A 21679-nucleotide genomic window follows, 5' to 3' on the forward strand; every position below is an offset into this window, starting at 1 on the left:
GGCCTCGCCGAGGATCGCGACCCCGCGGCGCCGCGAGGTAGCCCGGCGGCAGGTCGACCACCCCGCCCGAGCTCAGGATCGGCTCCACGAGGCACGCGGCGGGGCTGCCGACCGACTGGGCGTCGACGAGGTCGAAGCCCAGGTCGAGCTGGCGGCGCCAGTCGAGCTCGCCGTCGGCGTCGACGATGCCGGGGCGGAAGCGGTCGGGCACCGGCAGCGCGACGCCGCCGGGGACCGCCGGCCCGTAGCCGGTGCGGCCCGCGACGTAGGTCGCGCTCGCCGCGGCCTGGGTCATGCCGTGCCACGACCGCGCGAACGACACGACCTCGTACCCACCGGTGATGAGCTTGGCCATGCGCAGCGCGGCCTCGTTGGCCTCGGCGCCCGTCGTCAGGAACACGACCTTGTCCAGGGGCTCCGGCAGCGTCGCGGTCAGCCGCTCGGCCAGCTCGAGGACCGGCGGGCTGAGCATGCCGCTGTGCAGGTGGTCGAGCCGGGCGACCTGGTCGCGGACGGTCGCGACGATCTCGGGGTGGGAGGGCCCGAGGATCGCGCTCATCTGGCCGGAGGTGAAGTCGAGCAGCTCGCGGCCGTCGGTGGTGAACACCGAGCTGCCGGACGCCCGGGCGATGACGTCGGGGGAGAAGTCGCCGCGGCCGGAGTACCGGATCAGGTGCTGGTCGTGGGGCACACCGGTGAGCATCCCCGGTTCAGCGCCAGGACGGCAGCCACAGCTCGGCGTTCCAGCGGTCCGCGGTGATCCAGGCGCCGACGAGGATCGGCCACAGCCACACGAAGTTCGCCACGACCAGGCCCGTGTAGATGCCGACCACGAGCGTGCCGGTGCGGCGGCGTTCGAGCCCCTGCTCGCGGCGCCCGAGGAACTCCCCGAGCGCCAGCACGATCGCCAGCACGAGGAACGGGGCCACCGGCGTCATGTAGAAGAAGTACATCTGCCGGTCGATGTTGGTGAACCACGGCAGGAAGCCCGCGCCGTAGCCCACGAGCACGGCGGCGTGGCGCCAGTCGAAGGCCGTGACGACGCGCCACACCGACCACCCCAGCGCCGGGACCGCGAGCCACCACATCGCCGGCGTCCCGATGAGCATCACCGCCGAGACGCACGACGACGAGCCGCAGCCGAGCTCGCCGGCGCCCGACTCGTAGGAGTAGAGCATCGGGCGCAGGCCCATCGGCCAGGTCCAGGGCTTGGACTCCCACGGGTGCGGCGAGCCGCGCGGGGTGTCGAGCGTGGCGTGGAACTCGAGGACCTTGGTGCTGTAGTAGACGAGCCCGCGCAGCCAGTCGGGCAGCAACCCGCCGGAGGACAGCTGCTGGCCCACGGCGTGGCGGTCGGTGCCGGTCTCGCTGGCGATCCAGGGCAGCCAGCTCGCGACGTAGAGCAGCACGGGCACCGCGAGGCACGCCCAGAGGGCCGGGGCGACGTCGCGCACCAGCGTGCCGACGAACGGGCGCGCGACCCCGGCCGCGCGGCGGGCGGCGGCGTCGAACCCGACGAGCAGCAGGCCGAAGAACGCGATGTAGTACAGGCCCGACCACTTCGCGGCGAGCGAGAGCCCGAGGCACGCGCCGGCCGCGAGGCGCCACCAGCGGATGCCCAGCCGCGGCCCCCAGACGCTGTCGCCGATGCGGCCCTCGGCGACGACGGTGGCCAGGCGCGCGCGGACGTCGTCGCGGTCGACCAGCAGCGCGGCGAACGCCAGCAGCACGAACAGGGCGGGGAAGACGTCGATCATCCCGACGCGCGCGGACACGTGGCTCACGCCGTCGGCGATGAGCAGCACGCCGGCCAGGCCGCCGAGCAGCGTCGAGCGGGTCAGGCGCCGGGCGACGCGGACGATCGCGAGGATGCACAGCGTCCCGGCCAGCGCCGACGCGGCGCGCCAACCGACGGGGTCGTAGCCGAACACCCACTGCCCGGCGGCCATGAGCTGCTTGGCCAGCGGCGGGTGGACGACCAGCTCGTAGCCCGGGTTGTCCTCGTACCCGCCGTTGCGCAGCACCTGCCACGCCTGGGGCACGTAGTGCTTCTCGTCGAAGATCGGGGTGCCGTGGTCGGTGGGCCACCCGAGGTCCCAGAACCGCACGACGCCGCCGACCACGGTGAGCACCAGGGCGACGACCCAGCCGCGCAGGCGGTCGGTGGGCATCGGACGGCCGAGGAGCTGCGCGATCGCCGGGGCGTCCTGCGGTGCGGGACGCGCGGCGGCCGCCGGTGGGGCGGGGCGCGCGACGGTGCTGGTGGCCGTCACGACCACCGATCGTAGGGTTCCGGGGGTGGGGACGGGGTCGGACGGGGTGCTCCTGCTGGCCGCGGTGCCGCTGGGCGACACCGGCGACGCCTCGCAGCGCCTGCGCGACGCCCTCGCCACGGCCGACGTCGTCGCCGCGGAGGACACCCGCCGGCTCTCCCGGCTCGCCGGCGCGCTGGGCGTGACCGTCGGCGGGCGGGTCGTGAGCTTCTACGAGGACGTCGAGGCGTCGCGGGTCCCGGGCCTGGTGGCGGCGGTGCGCGACGGGTCGACGGTGCTCGTGGTCACCGACGGCGGCATGCCCTCGGTGTCCGACCCCGGCTACCGCCTCGTCGTGGCGTGCGTCGACGCCGGCCTGGCCGTGCGCTGCCTGCCCGGGCCGTCGGCGGTGCTCACCGCGCTCGCCGTGTCCGGGCTGCCGACCGACCGCTTCTGCTTCGAGGGCTTCGCCCCGCGTGCCGACGGGCGGCGCCGGACCTGGCTGCGCACGCTGGCGACCGAACCGCGCACCACGGTGTTCTTCGAGTCCCCGCGCCGGCTGGCGTCGCTGCTGGCGGTGGCGGTCGAGGAGCTGGGCGGCGAGCGCCCGGGGGCGATCTGCCGCGAGCTGACCAAGACCCACGAGGAGGTCGTGCGCGGGTCGCTCGCGGAGCTCGCGGCCTGGGCGGACGAGCGCGACGTGCTCGGCGAGGTCACGGTCGTGCTCGGCCCGGCCGTGCCCGTGACGCCGGAGCCCGAGGACCTCGCGGCGCAGGTCCTCGGGCTCGTGGCGGACGGCCGGCGCCTGCGGGACGCGGCGCGCGACGTCGCCGCCGCCCACGGCGTCTCGAAGAACGCGCTCTACGACGCGGCCCTCCGGCTACGTGAGTGAAATCGTGGGCTATAGCCCACAACTTCACTCACGTAGCTCACGGGACCAGCACGAGCTTGCCGGCGACGCGGCGGTGCTGGTTGTCGTCCTGGGCCTTGCCGGCCTCCTCGAGGGGGTAGGTGACGACGGCCGGGGCGCGCAGGCGGCCGTCGGCCAACAGCGCGACGGCGTCGGCGAGGGCCCGGGTCTCGGCGTCCGGGTCGCCGCCGGAGGAGAAGGTGACGCCCAGCTCTTGCGCGCCCGCGTAGTCGGCGATCGTCAGCACCTTCTCGGGCGCGCCCGTGAGCGCGACGAGGTCGCGCAGCGAGCCCTGGCCCGCGGTGTCGACGGCGCGGTCGACGCCCTGCGGGGCCACGGCGCGGACGCGGTCGGCGAGCCCCTCGCCGTAGACCACGGGCATGGCGCCGAGGGCGCGCACGTCGTCCTGGTGGGCCTCGCTCGCCGTGCCGATCACGGTCACCCCGCGGGCGACGGCGAGCTGCACGGTGATCATGCCGACGGCGCCGGCCGCGCCGTCCACCACCAGCGTGGTGCCGGTGTGGTCGCCCGCGCCGAGGCCCAGCAGGCCCAGCACGCGGTCCGCGGTGGCGACGCCGGTCGGCAGCGCCGCGGCGACCTCCCACGCCACCTCGGCGGGCTTGCGGGTCAGCGCCCGCACGGGGGCGAGCGCCTTCTCCGCGTAGGCGCCGCCGACCGACTTGCCCAGCACCTCGTCGCCGACCGCGAGGTCCACGACCCCGTCGCCGACCGCCTCGACCACGCCGGCGACGTCGAAGCCGGGGACCCGCGGCTCGGGCGGCGCGTCCGCCGAGGCCATCGCCCCGCTGCGCAGCTTCCAGTCCAGCGGGTTGACCGGCGCGGCGCGCACGGCCAGGCGGACCTGGCCCTCACCGGGCGCGGGGTCCTCCCGCTCGACGATCTCGAGGACCTCGGGGCCGCCGAAGCGGCGGTACTGCACGGCACGTGACGTCATGCCCGCGCAACGTCCCGGGCGCGCGCTACATGCCCGCGCGCTCGACCGCCGCGAGCGCGACGGTGGCGCCCAGCTCCCACGCCGCCTCGCGCCCGGCGCTCCCGATCTCCCCGGTGGTCTCGCAGACCGCGGCCGCCTGCTCCCACCCGAGCGCGCCGGTGATCCGCAGGACGTCGCGCACCGCGCCCGCGGTGTCCGACCCGCCGTGCACGTAGAGCCCGAACGGACGGCCGACCGTCTGGTCGAGGCAGGGGTAGTAGGCCTGGTCGAAGAAGTGCTTGAGCGCCCCCGACATGGTGCCGATGTTCGCCGGCGTCCCGAGCACCACGGCGTCGCACGCCAGCGCGTCCGCGGGGCCCGCGGTGAGCGCCGGGCGGCTCACGACCTCCACGTCCGCCTCGATCTCGTCGGTGCCCGCGCCCGCCAGGACGGCGGTGAGCAGCTCGTGCAGCGCGGGCGAGGGGGTGTGGTGGACGACGAGCAGGCGCGTCACGCCCGCTCCAGCACCCCGGCGACGAGCCGGTGCAGCAGCTCGCCGGTGCGTGCCGCGGACGCGTGCACCGCGTCGATGACCGCGAGGTGGTCGATCGGGGCGCCCGTGGTGCCCGCGGCGGGGTTGCTGACCAGGGCCACCCCCGCGACGCGCGCCCCGGCCGCCCGCACGGCGATCGTCTCGAGCACCGTGGACATGCCCACGAGGTCGGCGCCCATCCCGGCGAGCATGCGGATCTCGGCGGGCGTCTCGAAGTGCGGGCCCGGCAGCCCCGCGTAGACGCCCTCGACGAGGCCGGGCTCGATCGCGCGGGCCAGCGCGCGCAGCTCGGGGTCGTAGGCGTCGGTGAGGTCGACGAACGCCGGCCCGACCAGCGGCGAGCGCCCGGTGAGGTTGAGGTGGTCGGCGATGAGCACCGGCTGCCCGACCTCGTACGACGGGTCGATGCCGCCCGCGGCGTTGGTGAGCACGACCGTCGTCGCGCCGGCCGCGCACGCCGTCCGTACGGCGTGCACCACCTGCGTGGGCCCGTGGCCCTCGTAGAGGTGCGTGCGCCCCAGCAGCACGAGCACGCGGCGCCCGCCGACCTCCACCGAGCGCGCCGTCCCGGCGTGGTCGGGCGCGCCCGGCGGGGTGAAGCCGGGCAGCTCGGCGACGGGCACCTCGGCCACCGGCGACCCGAACGCGTCGGCCGCCGGGCCCCAGCCCGAGCCGAGCACGACGGCCACGTCGTGGGTCAGGGCGCCGGTGCGGCGCGCGAGCTCGGTCGCCGCCTCCTCGGGCGACGGCAGGGGCGGGGGCTCGAAGTCGATCTCGGTCATCGGCCGGGAGCCTAGGCGGGGGGTCCGGCGAAGCTGTCGGCGACGGCGCGGAACTGCTCGGGCGCCCCCGTCACGTCGGTGCTCACGGCGGTCAGCCGCACGACCCACAGGGCGGTGCCGGACGGCACGAGCCGCGTCCACGTGGTGCGGTCGTCGGTCGGTCCGGAGGTGGTGCGGTAGACGGTCTGCTGCGGCGGCTCGGCACCCGGCGCCGCCGGCCCGACCGCCTCGACCGGCCCCACCGCGCTGGCGTCGACGCCGAGACTCGCGGGGCGGGCGAGCAGGGCGACGTAGTCGGCGGTGCGCTGCGACGGGAAGAACCCGGTGACCCGGTCGATGCGCAGCTCCCGCTGCGCGTCCGGGGACACGAAGCGCACCGCGACGTCGCCGCCGGGCTGCTCGAGGCGGAACTGCTGCCAGTCGGCGGGCACCAGGGCGCTGAAGCCGAGCCCGGTGCCGGCGTAGCGCTCGTCGGTGTCGGCGTGGGCGATGAGCACGGTGCCGGCGACCTCGGGTCCCGCGGCCGTCAGCGACGCCGAGGTCGCGGGCTGGCCGGCCAGGGCGCGGGTGAGCGCGTAGGCCCCGATCGCCCCGAGCGCCGCGACGAGCACGAGCAGCGCCACCACCGCGGCGAGCACCCATCGGGAGCGCCGCGGAGGCCCCGCCGGACGGGCCGACGGCGTGAACGGCAGCGGGCCGGGGTCGACGGCCAGCGGCTGCCCGGTGCCGGTCCCGGTGCCCGTGCCGGTCGTCGGGGGGCGCGGGGGCCCCGGACGCCAGCCGGGCGACCCGGGCGCCGGGGCGCCGCGCGGCGGGGTCCAGCGGGCGGCCGCCGGCGGGCCGGGGGTGCGCCGCGGCGGGGCCGGCGGGCGGCGCACCGTGCGCGTGACCTCCTCGCCCGGCGGCACCCGCGGGCCGACCATCGTCGTCTCGGCGTCCGTGGGTGCGGGCACGCGGGCGGCGGCGGGCCGCGGGGAGCCGGAGCGCGGGGCGCCGTCGGCGGCGGGGGTCTTCGTCGGCTCCGGGGCGGGCTTCTCCGGCGGGGCGGTCGCGGCGGCAGGGGCCGGGGTCTCCGTCGGCTCGTCGGACGGGGTGTCCGGCGCCGCGTCGGGGACCTTCTCCGGCGTCTCGTCCGCGGCCGCGTCCCCCGAGGTCGCCGGGGTGGTCTCCTCCGCGGCGGGGACCTCGGCCGGGCTCTCCGCGTCCTCGTCCGTCGCGGCAGCGGGCTCGTCGGCGGACTTCCCGGCCGCCTTCTCCGTGGGCTCGTCCGCCGGGTCGGCAGGCGTGGCCTCGGGGTCCTCCTCGGCGCTCTCCTCGGCGGCCTCCACCGGGGTCGGCGCGGCTGGTGCCGCGTCCTCCTCCGGTGGCGCGGCTGGGGTCGTCACCTCGGCCGCGGGCGTCTCGGGAGCCTCCTCGGCCGCCTCCGCGGCCGGCGCCTCGTCCTTCTCGTCCGCCGCGCCGTCCTCGTCGCCGCCGGTCGCGGCCGCCGCCGCCGCGCCCACGGCGACCCCTGCGGCGACCGCGGCACCCGCCGCAGCCGGCTCGGAGCCCTCGTCCGCCGCTTCATCCGCATCGGCCGCGTCCTCGGCCGCCTCGGCCGCCGGCTCGTCCTTCTCCGCGGAGTCGTCGGACTCGCCGGACCCGGCCACCGGCGTCTCCGCGCTCGGCGCGTCGGGGTCGTCGGGGTCGTCGGGGCGCTGGGGGGACGGGCGCGGGCGGGGCCGGGGCGAGGCTGCCGTGGCCGGCGGCTCCTCGGGCGTGGCGGCCGGGGAGCCGTCGACCAGCGTCCCCGCGGGCCCCCGCGACGACGAGACCGGCAGGAGCCCCGCCTGGTCGCTGTCCTCGCCGGGCGGCGGGATGCGGATGGCCGCGGTGCGCGGGCCCGTCGACACGGCCAGCACCGGCCCCTCGGGGTCGGAGAGCAGCGGGCGCAGCCGCCGTCGCACGGCCTCGAGCGGCATCCGCAGCGCCGGGTCCTTGACCATCAGGCCCCGGATGACGTCGACCACCGGGCCCCGCCCGTGCGGCACCGGCACCTCGCCGTGCACGACCTCGGTGACCGTGCCGACGGGGTCGCCCGCGTCGTAGGGCGGGCGCCCTTCGAGGCAGGCGAAGAGCGTCGCGCCGAGCCCCCACAGGTCGGCGGCCGGGCCCACGGCGCGGCCCATGGCGACCTCGGGCGCGATGTAGGGCGGCGACCCGAGCACCGTGCCGGTCTGGGTCATCGACTGCTCGGCGGCGTTGCGCGCGATGCCGAAGTCGGTGAGCTTGATCTGCCCGTTCTCGCCGATGAGGACGTTGCCGGGCTTCACGTCGCGGTGGGTGATCCCGGCCCGGTGCGCCGTGGCCAGCGCCGACGCGACCGCGGACCCGATCTCGGCGGCCTCGGGCTGGGTGAGCTGGCCGCGGTCGCCGATGTAGCTGGCGAGGCTGCGCGAGGGCAGCAGCTCCATGACGACGTAGGGCTCGGAGTTCACCTCGACGACGTCGTAGAGCGTGACGACGTTGGGGTGGCTGAGCATCGCGGTGGACCGCGCCTCGCGCAGCGTGCGCTCGCGGACGATGGCCCGCTCGTTCACCGGCACCGACGACAGCCGCACCTCCTTGACCGCGACCGAGCGGTGCAGCACCTCGTCGTACGCGGCCCACACCGTGCCCATCGCGCCGCGGCCGAGCTCGTGCTCGAGGCGGTAGCGCCCGACGATCCGGCGCGGGCCGGAGGAGTCGGCGGCTGCGGGGGTCACGAGACCATCATGGCAACGTCGACCGTTGGACGGACCGCCCCCGGGGTACCCCGGTCCCCAGACGCTGCGACGGACGGGGGGCGACTGCCGAGTAGCGGTGTGCCACGCCGGTGACCTGCACCGACCGGCCGCTCGTCGGCCGGGTCATCCGACCGGTGCGCCGCACACAGCCTCGTCGGGACCCCTCGGCGCGAGCGGCCCCCGATCGGGCGCAACCGCCGACCGGCGCAGGCATGCTGGTCCGGACAGTCGGGCCCGGGACGGGTTCGGCACGGGAGGTGTGTTCGATGACTCTGGCGGAGCCTCGCCCCGCGCCGGCCCCCGTGGCCGACCTCGGCGCCGGCAACGGCCCGGAGTGGATCGACCGCTGGCTCGCCGACCACGCGGGCGACGTGGTCGCCTGGCGGCGCGCCGTCCACGCGCGCCCCGAGCTGGCCCGCCGCGAGCACGAGACCACGCGGCTGTGCGCCGAGACCCTCGCCGCCGCCGGCCTGCAGCCCCGCCTGCTCCCCGGCACCGGCCTCGTCTGCGACATCGGCGAGGGGCCCCGCACCGTCGCCCTGCGGGCGGACATGGACGCCCTGCCGCTCACCGAGCAGACCGACGCGTCCTACAGCTCGCAGGTGCCCGGCGTCGCGCACATGTGCGGCCACGACGCGCACACCGCGATGCTGCTCGGCGCCGGCCTCGCCCTCGCGTCGGCGCCCTCGCTGCCCGGGCGGGTGCGGCTGGTGTTCCAGCCGGCCGAGGAGGTCCAGCCCGGCGGTGCCCTCGACGTCATCGCCGCCGACGGCCTCGCCGGGGTCGACCGCATCTTCGCGCTGCACTGCGACCCGCGCCTCGAGGTCGGCAAGGTCGGCACGCGCACCGGGGCCATCACCTCGGCCTGCGACATGCTCGAGCTGCGCCTGACCTCGCCGGGCGGGCACACCTCGCGCCCCCACCTCACCGCCGACCTGGTGCACGCGCTGGGCACGGTGATCACCGGGCTGCCCGACCTGCTGTCCCGCCGCGTCGACCCGCGCTCGGGCACGGTGCTCGTGTGGGGCACGGTGCAGGCCGGCCACGCCGCCAACGCGGTGCCCCAGCAGGGCGTCCTCGGCGGCACGCTGCGCACCGCCCAGCACGCGACGTGGAACGAGCTCGAGCCGCTGGTGCGCTCGCTCGTCACCGCGCTGCTGGCGCCCACCGGCGTCGGCTACGTGCTCGAGCACCGCCGCGGCGTCCCGCCGGTGGTCAACGACGCGGTCTCGGCCGACCTGCTGGCGTGCGCCGCCGAGCGCGCCGCGGGACCGGGCGCGGCGGTGGGCACCGAGCAGTCCAGCGGCGGCGAGGACTTCGGCTGGTACCTCGAGCACGTGCCGGGCGCGATGGGCCGGCTCGGGGTGTGGTCGGGGATGGGCGAGATGTCCGACATCCACCAGCCCACGTTCGACCTCGACGAACGTGCCCTCCCGGTCGGCGTGCGGACGCTCGTGCACGCGGCCCTGGCGGCGCTCGCGGGTTAGCAGCGCCCAACCACGTCGCACGGCGAACAGCCCGTGGGGCACGATGGCAGCCGTGAGCGATGCGACGGTGACCGCCACTGGTGTGCCCACCCCCGACGCGGGCGTGGGGGAGGTCCCGGTGCTCCCGCCGGTCACGCGCCGCATCGCCGACGAGCTCGCGGTCGGCGAGGGCCGGGTGGCCGCGGCGGTCGAGCTGCTCGACGGCGGCGCCACCGTCCCGTTCGTCGCGCGCTACCGCAAGGAGGCCACCGGCGGCCTCGACGACGCGCAGCTGCGCACGCTCGAGGAGCGCCTGACCTACCTGCGCGAGCTCGAGGAGCGCCGCACGGCGGTGCTCGAGTCGGTGCGCGCCCAGGGCAAGCTCGACGGCGAGCTGGCGGCCCGCATCCTCGGCGCCGAGACCAAGAGCCGGCTCGAGGACGTCTACCTGCCGTTCAAGCCCAAGCGGCGCACCAAGGCGGCCATCGCCCGCGAGTCCGGCCTGGAGCCCCTGGCCGACTCCCTGGTGTCCGACCCGACGCACATCCCGCGCACCGCGGCCGGCGCGTACGTCGACCCGGACCGCGGGGTGCCCGACCGCGACGCCGCCCTCGAGGGCGCCCGCGCGATCCTCGTCGAGCGATGGGCCGAGGACGCCGACCTCGTCGGCGCGCTGCGCGAGCAGATGTGGCGCCGCGGGCGCCTGACGGCCACCTACCGCGAGGGCCGCGGCGGCGAGGGCGACACGGCGGCGGCCAAGTTCTCCGACTACGGCGCCTTCGACGAGAAGTTCACCCGGCTGCCCTCGCACCGCATCCTCGCCGTCCTGCGCGGCGAGGCCGAGGAGGTCCTGGCCCTCACGCTCGACCCCCTGGCCGCCGACGACGACGAGTCCGCGATCGGCGAGGTCTACCTCGCGCGCATCGCCGCCGCCGTGGGCGTCGCCGACCGCGGGCGCCCCGCCGACCGCTGGCTCGCCGAGGCCGTGCGCTGGGCCTGGCGCACGCGCATCCTGTCGCGCCTGGTGGTCGACCTGCGGGTGCGCCTGCGCGAGGTCGCCGAGGAGGGCGCGGTGCTCGTCTTCGCGGGCAACCTGCGCGACCTCCTGCTCGCCGCGCCGGCCGGCGCCCGCCCCACCATGGGCCTCGACCCGGGCCTGCGCACCGGCGTGAAGGTGGCCGTGGTCGACGGCACCGGCAAGGTCGTCGCCACCGACACGATCTACCCGCACGTGCCCCGCCGGCAGTGGGAGGCCTCGCGCACCCGCCTCGGCGAGCTGGCGCGCGAGCACGGCGTCGAGCTGGTCGCCATCGGCAACGGCACCGCGTCGCGCGAGACGCACGCGCTGGTCCGCGACCTCGTCGCCCGCGAGCCCGACCTGGGCCTCACCCCGGCGGTCGTGTCGGAGGCGGGCGCGTCGGTGTACTCCGCGTCCGAGCAGGCCTCCGCCGAGCTGCCCGAGCTCGACGTGTCCCTGCGCGGCGCGGTGTCGATCGCGCGCCGGCTGCAGGACCCGCTGGCCGAGCTCGTCAAGATCGACCCCAAGTCGATCGGCGTCGGCCAGTACCAGCACGACATCGCCGGCACCGCCCTGTCCCGCTCGCTCGACGCCGTCGTCGAGGATTGCGTGAACGCCGTCGGCGTCGATGTGAACACCGCGTCCGCGCCGCTGCTGCGCCGGGTGTCGGGCATCAGCGCGGGCCTGGCCACCACGATCGTCGGCTACCGCGACGAGCACGGCCCGTTCCCGTCGCGCACCGCCCTGCGCGACGTGCCGCGCCTGGGCGCCAAGGCCTTCGAGCAGAGCGCGGGCTTCCTGCGCATCCCCGCCGCGGCCGACCCGCTCGACCGCTCGGGCGTGCACCCCGAGTCGTACCCCGTGGTGCACCGCATCGTCGAGGCCACCGGCACCGACGTCGACGGGCTCGTCGGCAACTCCCCGCTGCTCTCGGGCCTCGACCCGGAGGCGTTCACCGACGAGCGCTTCGGCCGCCCGACCGTGCTGGACATCATCAGCGAGCTCGACAAGCCGGGCCGCGACCCGCGTCCGGAGTTCACCACCGCCGAGTTCGCGGAGGGCGTCGAGCAGATCACCGACCTGACGCCGGGCATGGTCCTCGAGGGCCAGGTCACCAACGTCGCCGCCTTCGGCGCGTTCGTCGACGTGGGCGTCCACCAGGACGGGCTCGTGCACATCTCGGCGATGTCGAAGGACTTCGTCGACGACCCCCGCGCGGTCGTCGGCCCCGGCGACGTCGTGCGCGTCCGGGTGCTCGACGTGGACGTCGAGCGCAAGCGCATCTCGCTGACGCTGCGCGTCGACGAGGAGGAGCCGGCCGACACCGCCGGCGCCCCCTCCGCCCGGCCCGGCGGTGGGCGCGGTCGGGGCCGCGGTGGCCGTGGACGTCCCGGCGCGGCCGCGGCGCCCACGGGCGACGCGCCGGCCGCCGAGGGCGCGCCGAGCACGCCGGCCGAGGGTGGCGGCGGCCGGCGGGGACGCGGGGGCCGGGGTGGCCGCGGCGGCGGTGGCCGGGGCCCCGCGCGTCCGGCGGCCGCGACGACCGGCGGGCAGGACACGGCGCCCGCCGCGTCCGCGCCGGCCGAGGCTCCGCCGGCGGCACCCTCCGAGCAGGCACCCGCCGCGGCGGCGCCCGCCGAGACGGGTGGCCGCGGGCGCGGTCAGGGACGTCCGGGCGGCCGGGGTCCCGGCGCCGGCGGCCCGGGCGGCCAGGGCCAGCGCGGCCAGGGTCCGCGCGGCGGCGGCCAGGGCGGTCGTGACCAGCGCGGGGGCGGCGGCCAGGGCGGCCGCGACCAGCGCGGGGGCGGCCAGGGTGGCCGCGACCAGCGCGGCAGCCGCGACCGCCGCCCGGCCCCCACCAACGACGCCATGGCCGACGCCCTGCGCCGCGCGGGTTACAGCGGCTGAGCCCCGACCGGGCGGACCGGCGGCGGGGTCCCCTCAGAGGTCGGAGATCGGCCCCGGTCCCGGTCCGACGGAGCGGCAGGGGCGCTCGCGGAGCGCGCGGACGTAGTCGTCGGGCGCCCCGGCGGCCTCGGCCGCGTCGGAGAGAACGCCGATGTAACGCGCGGAGGGCAGGCCGCCCTCGTAGGCGTCGAGCACGTAGACCCACGCGAGCTGCGGGCCGTCCATGGTCTGGATGCGCAGGCGCAGCTTCTTGTGCATCCCGAGCTCGCCGCCCTCCCACCGGTCGAGCTGGTCGACGTCGAGCGGGCTGACGTCGTAGAGCACGACAAAGACGCGGGAGTCGGGGTCCTCGACGACGGTGGAGAGCGCGCCCTCGAGCCCGTAGTCCTCGCCGCCGAAGGTCAGACGCCACCCCTCGAGCCACCCCGTCCCCGACATGGGGGAGTGGGGCGCACGTTGCATCATCTGCTCGGGGTCCATGTTGGATCCGTACGCGGCGTAGAGCGGCACGGCGGACAGGGTAGCCAGGACGGACAGGGGCGCCCGTCATCCCCGTCAGGGACGATGGGGGGTGACGTAACAGGAGGGAACCACCACATGACCCGCATCGTCATCCTCGGCGGGGGACCGGCGGGGTACGAGGCGGCGCTCGTCGCCGCCCAGCACGAGGCGGACGTGACCGTCGTCGAGCAGGACAGCCTCGGCGGCACCTGCGTCGCCTACGACTGCGTGCCGTCCAAGACCTTCATCGCCTCAGCCGGTGTGCGCGCCGGGTTCCGGCGCACCGCGGAGATGGGCGTCGACGTCGACGACCCCCGCGTCGACCTGGCCCGCGTCAACGGCCGCGTGCACGGGCTGGCGCTCGCGCAGTCCGCGGACGTGCGGGAGAAGCTGCAGGCCGAAGGTGTGCGCATCGTGGCGGGCCGCGGGTGGTTCGAGGAGAGCGACCGCTCCAGCGCCGCCCACGACCTGTGCGTCGCCTACCCGGACGGGTCCACCGAGACGATCACCGCCGACGTCGCCCTCATCGCGACCGGCGCGTCACCCCGGGTGCTGCCGGACGCGCAGCCCGACGGGAAGCGCATCCTCACGTGGCGCCAGATCTACGACCTCGACGCGCTGCCCGAGCACCTCGTCGTCATCGGCTCGGGCGTGACGGGCGCCGAGTTCGTCTCCGCGTACGCCGAGCTGGGCGTGCCGGTGACGCTGATCTCCAGCCGCGACCGCGTGCTGCCGCACGAGGACCCCGACGCGGCGGCGACGCTGGAGGAGGTCTTCACCGAGCGCGGGGTGACCATCGAGCCGCGCTCGCGCGCCGACAAGGTCGTCGCCACCGCCGACGGCGTGCGGGTGACGCTCTCCGACGGCCGCGAGGTCGAGGGGTCGCACGCACTGATGACCGTGGGCTCGGTGCCGAACACCGCGGACCTCGGCGCCGAGAACATCGGCCTGACCCTGACCGACTCCGGTCACATCACCGTCGACCGGGTCTCGCGCACCGACGTGCCCGGCGTCTACGCCGCCGGCGACTGCACCGGGCTGCTCCCGCTGGCCTCGGTGGCGGCCATGCAGGGCCGCATCGCGATGTGGCACGCGCTGGGGGAGGGTGTGGCGCCGCTGCGCCTCAAGACGGTCGCGTCGGCGGTGTTCACCCGCCCCGAGGTCGCGACCGTGGGCATCGGGCACCAGCAGGTCGAGTCCGGTGAGTTCTCCGCCCGCGAGGTGATCCTCCCGCTGGGGACCAATCCGCGGGCGAAGATGTCCGGGCTCCGCGAGGGCTTCGTGAAGGTGTTCTGCCGGCCGGCCACCGGAGTGGTCATCGGCGGGGTCGTCGTGGCCCCGGTGGCCAGCGAGCTGATCCTGCCGCTCGCCATGGCTGTGCAGAACAACCTCACGGTGGACGACCTCGCCCACACGTTCTCGATCTACCCGTCCCTCTCGGGGTCGGTGACCGAGGCAGGCCGTCGCCTCATGCAGCACGACGACCTGGACTGAGCCCCCGACCTACGCCCAGTCGAACGTGCGGGTGACCGCCTTCTTCCACTGGGCGTAGGTCTCGTCGCGCAGGGTCGGGTCCATCTGCGGCGTCCAGACCTTGTCCTGGGCCCAGTTGTCGCGGATGTCCTGCTCGGAGTCCCAGAACCCGACGGCGAGGCCGGCGGCGTACGCGGCACCGAGGGCGGTGGTCTCGGCGACCACCGGGCGGATGACCTCGACGCCGAGCAGGTCGGCCTGGAACTGCATGAGGACCTCGTTGCCGACCATGCCGCCGTCGACCTTGAGGGTCGTCAGCGGCACGCCCGAGTCGGCGTTCATGGCGTCGATGACCTCGCGGGTCTGGAACGCCGTCGCCTCGAGCACCGCGCGCGCCAGGTGGCCCTTGTTGACGTAGCGGGTCAGGCCGACGATCGCGCCGCGGGCGTCGGAGCGCCAGTGCGGGGCGAACAGGCCGGAGAACGCGGGGACGAAGTAGGCGCCACCGTTGTCGTCGACCGTCTTGGCGAGCTCCTCGATCTCCGGGGCCGACGAGATGATCCCGAGGTTGTCGCGCATCCACTGCACCAGCGAGCCGGTGACCGCGATCGAGCCCTCGAGGCAGTAGATCTGCGGCGCGTCGCCGATCTTGTACCCGACCGTGGTGAGCAGGCCGTTCTTCGACTCGACCTTCTCGGTGCCGGTGTTGAGCAGCACGAAGTTGCCGGTGCCGTAGGTGTTCTTGGCCTCGCCGACCGCGAGGCAGGCCTGCCCGAACGTCGCCGCCTGCTGGTCGCCCAGGATGCCGGACACGGGGACGCCGCTGAACGTGCCGCGGGCCCGGATGGTGCCGTACTGCTCCGACGACGACCGGATCTCCGGCAGGATCGCCATCGGGACGCCGATCTCCTCGCAGAGCTCGGGGTCCCACTCGAGGGTGTCGATGTTCATCAGCAGCGTGCGCGAGGCGTTGGTGGGGTCGGTGTAGTGCAGGCCGCCCTCGGCGCCGCCCGTCGCGTTCCACAGCACCCAGGTGTCCATGGTCCCGAACGCCAGCTCGCCGCGCTCCGCCCGCTCGCGCGCGCCCTCGACGTTGTCGAGGATCCAGCGCGCCTTCGGGCCCGCGAAGTAGGTGGCCAGCGGCAGGCCCGTGCGGGAGCGGTAGCGCTCGGCCCCGCCACCGAGGGCGCCGAGCTCGTCGCAGATCGCCTGGGTGCGGGTGTCCTGCCAGACGATGGCGTGGTGGATCGGCTCGCCGGTGGCGCGGTCCCAGATGACGGTGGTCTCGCGCTGGTTGGTGATGCCGACCGCGGCGATCGACGAGGCGTCGAGGTCGGCGCGGGCGAGCGCCCCGCCGCAGACCTGGCGGGTGTTCGTCCAGATCTCGTTGGCGTCGTGCTCCACCCAGCCGGCCCGCGGGAAGATCTGCTGGTGCTCGAGCTGATCGACCGCGACGACCTGACCGGAGTGGTCGAAGATCATGCACCGGGTGGAGGTCGTGCCCTGGTCGATCGCGGCGACGTACTGGGTCATGCGCGGGGCTCCCTGGCTCGGGTGTGCGTACAGCTGGCGAGTGGTGGGCGTCAGCCCATCTTGACGGGCGCGATCGCGGCGACGGCGGCCGCGAGCGCGGCGCCGATCAGCGGGCCGACCACCGGCACCCAGGAGTAGCCCCAGTCGGGACGGCCCTTGCCGCGGATCGGCAGGATCGCGTAGGCGATGCGGGGCCCGAGGTCACGGGCCGGGTTGATGGCGTAGCCGGTCGGGCCACCCAGCGACTGGCCGATGCCCATGACGATCGCGGCAGCCGCGGCGTAGATGGCGGGACTGTCGCCGTACGGCGCGACGAGCAGGAACAGGACGAGCGCGAACGTCGCGATCGCCTCGGTGACGAGGTTCCACAGCGGCTTCTTGATCGGCGGGTTCGTCGAGAAGATGTTCAGGGTGCCGGCGTTGTCCTCGCTGGCGTCGAACTGCAGCTTGTACACCAGCCAGGCCAGGACCGCCCCGACGAAGGCGCCGAGGAACTGGCCGATGAGGTACCACGGCACGTCGGACCACGGCGTCCCGCCGGCGATGGCGCTGCCCAGCGTCACGGCGGGGTTGATCGCCCCGCCCGAGTAGTCGGCGATGCTCGCGCCGGCGAACACCGCGAAGCCCCAGCCGAGGGTGATGAGGACCCAGGAGGCCGTGTCGCCGTCCGCGTTGGTGCGGGTCAGCAGCACGTTCGCCACGACCCCGGCACCGAAGAGGATCAGCACAGCGGTGCCGAGGAACTCGGAGAAGATGATGCCCAACGCGCTCACGAGGACTCCCGTCGACGGCGACCCGGCCCTGCGGTGTGCCGGCCCCGCGGGGGCGGGGTCGGACGTGATCAGTCTCCGACGCTAGTGGCGCGGCTCACGGTGTGTCCACGGTCGCGGCCGATCAGCGTGGCCCTGCCGGACCGGGGCACCCGGCGGCGAGACGAGGTGGGGTGCGTCCCGCGCGTCCGGTGCCCCGGGTGGTGCCGGGGGTTAGCGTGGGCGGCGAGAGCGTTCTCGGCCCGCGCGGCCGCGGCCCACGCCGGGCCCCGGGCCACCTCGACCGAGGAACACCGAGAGAGGGGTCCCACGTGGCTGGACGAGGCGCACAGGGCGACCGGAGCGGGTCGTCGGAGCACCCCGACGCCGGCACCGCCGCGGAGGCCGAGGCGCTGGACGCGGCCGCCGAGCCCGCGCGGCTCGGTCCGGGCACACGGGCGCGGTCGTGGGAACGGCTCGCCAACGAGCACTTCGACGTCGTCGTGGTCGGCGGCGGCATCGTCGGCACCGGGGCGGCGCTGGACGCGGCCACCCGAGGGCTCAAGGTGGCCCTCGTCGAGGCGCGCGACCTGGCGTCGGGGACGTCGAGCCGGTCGTCGAAGCTGTTCCACGGCGGGCTGCGCTACCTCGAGCAGCTGGACTTCGCTCTGGTCCGCGAGGCGCTGCGCGAGCGCGAGCTCAACATGACCCGCCTCGCCCCGCACCTGATCAAGCCGGTCAGCTTCCTCTACCCGCTGACCAAGCACTGGGAGCGTCCGTACGTCACCGCCGGCGTCACGCTCTACGACACCATCGGCGGCAAGAGCTCGCTGCCCCACCAGAAGCAGCTGACCCGCTCCGGGGCCCTGCGCATGGCGCCGGCGCTCAAGCGCAGCGCGCTGGTCGGGGCGATCCGCTACTTCGACGCCCAGGCCGACGACGCCCGCCACACGATGATGGTGGGGCGCACCGCCGCGCAGTACGGCGCCGTGGTCCGCACGTCGACGCAGGTCGTCGAGTTCCTCCACGAGGTCGACCGCGTCGCCGGCGTCCGGGTCCGCGACGTCGAGACCGGCCAAGAGACCGACGTGCGCGCCTCGGTGGTCGTCAACTGCACCGGAGTGTGGACCGACCAGATGCAGCACGCTGCCGGCACCCGCGGCCGGTTCCGGGTCAAGGCGTCCAAGGGCGTGCACTTCCTGGTCGCCCGCGACAAGATCCCGTCGGACACCGGGATGATCCTGCGCACCGAGAAGTCGGTCCTGTTCATCATCCCGTGGCGCAACCACTGGATCGTCGGCACCACCGACACCGACTGGAACCTCGACCTGGCCCACCCCGCCGCCACCCGCGCCGACCTCGACTACCTGCTCGAGCACGTCAACTCGGTGCTGGTCACGCCGCTGAGCCACGACGACATCGAGGGCGTGTACGCGGGCCTGCGCCCGCTGCTGGCCGGCGAGAGCGAGGAGACCTCGAAGCTCTCGCGCGAGCACGCCGTGTCCCGCGTGATGCCGGGCCTCGTGGCCATCGCGGGCGGCAAGTACACGACCTACCGGGTCATGGCCGCCGACGCGATCGACGCCGCCGCCGAGGACATCCCCAGCCGCGTCGCCCCGTCGGTGACCGACCGGGTGCCGCTGGTCGGCGCCGACGGCTACTTCGCGCTGGTGAACCAGGCCGAGCAGCTGGGCCTGCAGCACGGGCTGCACCCGCACCGCGTGCGCCACCTGCTCGACCGCTACGGCTCGCTGCTGCACGGCCTGCTGGCCATGTGCGACGACGACCCGTCGCTGCTCGAGCCGGTGGAGGCCTCGCCCGACTACCTGCGCGTGGAGATCGCGTACGCGGTGGCCTACGAGGGCGCCCTGCACCTCGACGACGTCCTCGCCCGCCGCACCCGCATCTCCATCGAGTACGCCCACCGCGGCGTCGACTCGGCGGCGGCGGTCGGCGCGCAGATGGGCGAGCTGATGGGCTGGACCGACGAGCAGCGCGAGTACGAGGTGCGCTCGTACATCGAGCGGGTCCAGGCCGAGCGCGAGTCGCAGACCGTCGACACCGACGTCGAGGCGGACAAGCGCCGCGTCGCCGCACCCGACCCGCGCGCCCCGCGCCTGGCGGCGCTCGGCACCGGCTGAGGCTCACCGCCCGGACGGGCGGGCAGGGACGGCGGACGCGCGGCGATGGTGCCGCGTGGACCGCCGCGGTGAGCTGGGTCCATGACGGTCCTGGTCCTCGCGGTGCACCTCGTCGCCGCCGCGCTCGCGTCCCTGCTCGCGGGGGTCTACCTCGCGTTCTCGCTGACGATCATGCCAGCGCTCGCCGGCCTGCCCGACCGGGTGCTGGTGACCGTGATGCAGACGGTCAACCGCGTCATCGTGCGGCCCGGGTTCGCGCTGCTGTTCTTCGGCGCGCCCCTGGCCGGCGTGGCGACGGCGGTGCTCGTGCCCCTGGACGGTGCGCCGCCGGTGCTCGTGGCGCTCGCCGTCGCCGGCGGCGTGCTGCAGGTGGCGTCGATCGTGCTGACCGTCGTGGTGCACCTGCCCCGCAACGACGCCCTCGACCGCGCGGACCCGGACGACGCCGGCGACGTCGCCCGGGCCCGCGAGGCCTTCGAGCGTCCCTGGACCCGCGCCCACCGCGTGCGCACCGCCGTCACGACGGTCGGCGCGCTCGCGCTGGTGGCGGGCCTGGTGTGACTAGTGCCCGGCGACCGGCGTGTTGCGGACCTCGTCGGCCGGCTGCTCGCCGGCCGGCTGCTCGCCCGTGCCGGCGTCGCCCGCGGCCGACTTGCGCCGGACCATGGACGAGACGCCGACCGCGATCAGCCCGATGACACCGGCCGCCATGAAGGCGAGACGCAGGCCGCTCGCGTCCGGCGTGCCGGTGGTCGAGGCCGACCCGATCGCGGCGATGGTCACGAAGCCCGCGGTGCCGGCCGCACCGGCGACCTGCTGCAGCGTCGTGAGGATCGCGCTGCCGTGGGAGTACAGGTGCTCGGGCAGCACCGAGAGCCCTTCGGTGAGCAGCGGCGTCATCATGAGGCCGAGCGAGGCCATGAGCAGGATGTGCGCGGCGATCGCCATCCACAGCGAGGCGTTCGGGCCGAGCGCGGCGAACGTCCACATCGACACCGCGAGGCCGATGGCCCCCGGGATGACGAGCGGGCGCGCACCGACGCGGTCGAACAGGCGGCCGACGGGACGTCCCATGAAGCCGAGCACCAGACCGCCGGGGAGCACGGCGAGGCCGGTGACCGCGGCGCTGAGCCCGAGGACGTTCTGCAGGTAGATCGGCAGCAGGATCGCCCCGGCACCCAGCAGCGACATGAACAGCAGCGCCGACAGGATGATCGCGATGACGAAGGGCCGGTGGCTGAACGGCCGCAGGTCGAGCAGCGCCGACTCGGTGCGCTGGAGCTGCCGCTGGCGGGCGACGAACACGAAGAGGGCGACGGCCCCGATCACCAGGGCCACCCACGGCGGGAGCACGGCGTCGCCGCCGTGGCCGAGCGTCGACAGGCCGTAGACGAGGCCGCCGAAGCCGACGAAGGACAGCGCCACCGAGAGCAGGTCGAGCGGCGTCGACCGCGTCTCGCTCGCGACCCGGAAGATCACGAAGCCGACGGCGAGCGAGGCCAGCGACAGCGGCAGCACGCTCCAGAACATCCACCGCCAGTCGAGCGAGGCGAGGATGAGGCCGCCGATGGTGGGCCCGATGGCCGGCGCCACGGCGATGACGATCGAGATCGTGCCCATGGTGGCCCCGCGACGCTCGGCGGGGATCAGGCGCATCACCGACGTCATGAGCAGCGGGATCATCACCGCGGTGCCGCCCGCCTGCACCACGCGGCCGGCGAGCAGCAGCGGGAAGCCGGGGGAGAGCGCGCAGATGAGCGTGCCGGTGCTGAACAGCGTCATGGCCGCGAGGAAGACCTGGCGGGGCGTGAACCGCTGCAGGATGAACCCCGTGGTCGGGATGACCACGCCCATGGTGAGCAGGAAGCCGCTGGTGAGCCACTGCACCGTCGTGGCCGAGACCCCGAGGTCGCCCGTGAGGTGGGGCAGCGCGACCGACAGGATCGTTTCGTTGAGGATCATGACGAACGCCGACACGACGAGCGTCATGATGATCACCATCGGGCGTGCCGACGTGGTGTCCCGCCGCTCGGGGGCGGCGGGGGTCGGGCCGGTCATCGTTCTCCCTCACAGCGGCGTCCGGGTCGGTCACGGGGTGGTGGACAGAGCATCACACCGACCCCCGACAGGCGAACGGATTCCGCGCGTAGGTGAACCGGGCACGTCGACGGACACCCGGGCGGACCTGCAGACCAGCGCGCCGACCGGTCCTTCTATTCCCCGGGACGGGGTCCGTCCGTCACTGCTGGTGGCGGTAGGAGATGTACGCCACCGTGGCCAGCACGACCGGGACGAGCACGAAGACCCACGGGAACCGCCCGCCGGACAGCGCGAAGAGCACCGCGGCCACGGCCGGGGTCAGCAGCGAGATGAGCCCGGCGTGCCGCGCGATCGCCGCGCCCGCCGGCCCGACGAGCTCGGGCAGGTCCGGCGCGGCCGGCGCCCCGACCGGCTCGGGGCGCGGCGCGGGGACGGCGCGGGCGGCGGACGGGTAGGCCGGGTGCGGTTCGGGCAGGTCGCGGAACAGCGCCTCCAGCTCGGCCCGCGTCGTCGCCCGGGACGCTGCGGCGCACCGGCTGGCGTGCTCCCCGCGCTCCAGCCGCCCGTCACGGCGGTGGGCGTCGAGGGCCTCCATCGCCAGCTCCCGCTCGTGCGCCCCCACGTCCGCCACGCCTCCGAGTATGCGCGGCGCGC

Annotated in this window: 16 protein-coding genes and 1 pseudogene; 6 read left to right on the forward strand and 11 right to left on the reverse strand. The window is 75.5% G+C overall.

Going from position 1 to position 21679, the window contains the following annotated elements:
• Position 1 precedes the first annotated feature (1 nt).
• Together ACQPX6_RS07265 and ACQPX6_RS07270 are read right to left on the reverse strand one after the other, a co-directional pair.
• Positions 2-703 (reverse strand): annotated as a pseudogene (locus ACQPX6_RS07265) (aminotransferase class III-fold pyridoxal phosphate-dependent enzyme); the annotation flags it as partial.
• Between the two features lie 7 nt (positions 704-710).
• Positions 711-2171 (reverse strand): dolichyl-phosphate-mannose--protein mannosyltransferase, encoded by a 1461-nt coding sequence (locus tag ACQPX6_RS07270; RefSeq protein WP_433788210.1) that lies wholly within the window; start codon positions 2169-2171, stop codon positions 711-713.
• Positions 2172-2298: 127 nt separating this feature from the next.
• Here ACQPX6_RS07270 and rsmI point away from each other — a divergent pair, with 127 nt between their 5' ends.
• The gene (rsmI, locus tag ACQPX6_RS07275) at positions 2299-3144 is read left to right on the forward strand and encodes a 16S rRNA (cytidine(1402)-2'-O)-methyltransferase (protein ID WP_433786516.1); all 846 of its coding nucleotides are present in this window, start codon (positions 2299-2301) and stop codon (positions 3142-3144) included.
• Between the two features lie 37 nt (positions 3145-3181).
• Here the strand turns inward: rsmI and ACQPX6_RS07280 are convergent, their stop codons facing one another.
• Genes ACQPX6_RS07280 through ACQPX6_RS07295 form a run of 4 tightly spaced genes read right to left on the reverse strand, consistent with a single transcriptional unit; the run spans position 3182 to position 8175 of the window.
• A complete protein-coding gene (locus tag ACQPX6_RS07280) occupies positions 3182-4117 on the reverse strand; it encodes a quinone oxidoreductase family protein (protein WP_433786518.1) in 936 nt (311 codons plus the stop codon).
• 25 nt (positions 4118-4142) lie between these two features.
• Positions 4143-4610, reverse strand: a complete 468-nt coding sequence (locus ACQPX6_RS07285) for a flavodoxin family protein (protein ID WP_433786519.1) — start codon at positions 4608-4610, stop codon at positions 4143-4145.
• Positions 4607-5431, reverse strand: a complete 825-nt coding sequence (locus tag ACQPX6_RS07290) for a purine-nucleoside phosphorylase (RefSeq protein WP_433786520.1) — start codon at positions 5429-5431, stop codon at positions 4607-4609. The genes ACQPX6_RS07285 and ACQPX6_RS07290 overlap by 4 nt, the downstream gene beginning before the upstream one ends.
• 11 nt (positions 5432-5442) lie before the next feature.
• Complete coding sequence (locus ACQPX6_RS07295) at positions 5443-8175, reverse strand: protein kinase domain-containing protein (protein WP_433786522.1); 2733 nt, start codon at positions 8173-8175, stop codon at positions 5443-5445.
• Positions 8176-8462: 287 nt separating this feature from the next.
• Between ACQPX6_RS07295 and ACQPX6_RS07300 the strand changes: the two genes are divergently transcribed.
• Positions 8463-9683 carry an amidohydrolase gene (locus ACQPX6_RS07300; protein WP_433786524.1) on the forward strand — a complete coding sequence of 407 codons (1221 nt, stop codon included), beginning with the start codon at positions 8463-8465 and terminating at the stop codon, positions 9681-9683.
• Positions 9684-9801: 118 nt separating this feature from the next.
• Complete coding sequence (locus tag ACQPX6_RS07305; protein WP_433788211.1) at positions 9802-12588, forward strand: Tex family protein; 2787 nt, start codon at positions 9802-9804, stop codon at positions 12586-12588.
• Positions 12589-12621: 33 nt separating this feature from the next.
• Here the strand turns inward: ACQPX6_RS07305 and ACQPX6_RS07310 are convergent, their stop codons facing one another.
• Complete coding sequence (locus ACQPX6_RS07310; protein ID WP_433786526.1) at positions 12622-13098, reverse strand: gamma-glutamylcyclotransferase; 477 nt, start codon at positions 13096-13098, stop codon at positions 12622-12624.
• An 87-nt stretch (positions 13099-13185) separates the two neighbouring features.
• On the opposite strand from ACQPX6_RS07310, the gene ACQPX6_RS07315 reads away from it, so the two are divergent.
• Positions 13186-14583: an NAD(P)H-quinone dehydrogenase gene (locus tag ACQPX6_RS07315; protein ID WP_433786528.1), complete on the forward strand. Its 1398-nt coding sequence runs from the start codon at positions 13186-13188 to the stop codon at positions 14581-14583.
• A 9-nt stretch (positions 14584-14592) separates the two neighbouring features.
• Here ACQPX6_RS07315 and glpK read toward each other — a convergent pair whose 3' ends face one another.
• Entirely contained in the window at positions 14593-16095 is a 1503-nt protein-coding gene (glpK, locus tag ACQPX6_RS07320) for a glycerol kinase GlpK (protein WP_433786530.1), read from the reverse strand.
• Positions 16096-16145: 50 nt separating this feature from the next.
• Entirely contained in the window at positions 16146-16868 is a 723-nt protein-coding gene (locus tag ACQPX6_RS07325) for an MIP/aquaporin family protein (protein ID WP_433786531.1), read from the reverse strand.
• Positions 16869-17257: 389 nt separating this feature from the next.
• On the opposite strand from ACQPX6_RS07325, the gene ACQPX6_RS07330 reads away from it, so the two are divergent.
• Both ACQPX6_RS07330 and ACQPX6_RS07335 read left to right on the forward strand, forming a co-directional pair.
• Positions 17258-18985 (forward strand): glycerol-3-phosphate dehydrogenase/oxidase, encoded by a 1728-nt coding sequence (locus ACQPX6_RS07330; protein WP_433788212.1) that lies wholly within the window; start codon positions 17258-17260, stop codon positions 18983-18985.
• A gap of 81 nt (positions 18986-19066) precedes the next feature.
• Positions 19067-19546 carry a DUF1772 domain-containing protein gene (locus ACQPX6_RS07335; RefSeq protein ID WP_433786532.1) on the forward strand — a complete coding sequence of 160 codons (480 nt, stop codon included), beginning with the start codon at positions 19067-19069 and terminating at the stop codon, positions 19544-19546.
• Here the strand turns inward: ACQPX6_RS07335 and ACQPX6_RS07340 are convergent, their stop codons facing one another.
• Positions 19547-21043 (reverse strand): MDR family MFS transporter, encoded by a 1497-nt coding sequence (locus tag ACQPX6_RS07340; protein WP_433786534.1) that lies wholly within the window; start codon positions 21041-21043, stop codon positions 19547-19549.
• A gap of 181 nt (positions 21044-21224) precedes the next feature.
• On the reverse strand, positions 21225-21656 hold the full coding sequence (locus ACQPX6_RS07345) for a DUF1707 domain-containing protein (protein WP_433786535.1): 432 nt from the start codon (positions 21654-21656) through the stop codon (positions 21225-21227).
• Positions 21657-21679: the final 23 nt, after the last annotated feature.

The organism is Actinomycetospora sp. CA-101289, from assembly GCF_050955895.1.
In the GTDB taxonomy this organism is placed as follows: domain Bacteria; phylum Actinomycetota; class Actinomycetes; order Mycobacteriales; family Pseudonocardiaceae; genus Actinomycetospora.

Excerpts from the sequence above, each read along its gene's own strand:
- ACQPX6_RS07270 (WP_433788210.1), bottom strand. The coding sequence starts at position 2,171 with ATGCCCACCGACCGCCTGCGCGGCTGGGTCGTCGCCCTGGTGCTCACC.
- ACQPX6_RS07280 (WP_433786518.1), bottom strand. The coding sequence starts at position 4,117 with ATGACGTCACGTGCCGTGCAGTACCGCCGCTTCGGCGGCCCCGAGGTC.
- ACQPX6_RS07290 (WP_433786520.1), bottom strand. The coding sequence starts at position 5,431 with ATGACCGAGATCGACTTCGAGCCCCCGCCCCTGCCGTCGCCCGAGGAG.
- ACQPX6_RS07300 (WP_433786524.1), top strand. The coding sequence starts at position 8,463 with ATGACTCTGGCGGAGCCTCGCCCCGCGCCGGCCCCCGTGGCCGACCTC.
- ACQPX6_RS07315 (WP_433786528.1), top strand. The coding sequence starts at position 13,186 with ATGACCCGCATCGTCATCCTCGGCGGGGGACCGGCGGGGTACGAGGCG.
- glpK (WP_433786530.1), bottom strand. The coding sequence starts at position 16,095 with ATGACCCAGTACGTCGCCGCGATCGACCAGGGCACGACCTCCACCCGG.
- ACQPX6_RS07335 (WP_433786532.1), top strand. The coding sequence starts at position 19,067 with ATGACGGTCCTGGTCCTCGCGGTGCACCTCGTCGCCGCCGCGCTCGCG.
- ACQPX6_RS07340 (WP_433786534.1), bottom strand. The coding sequence starts at position 21,043 with ATGACCGGCCCGACCCCCGCCGCCCCCGAGCGGCGGGACACCACGTCG.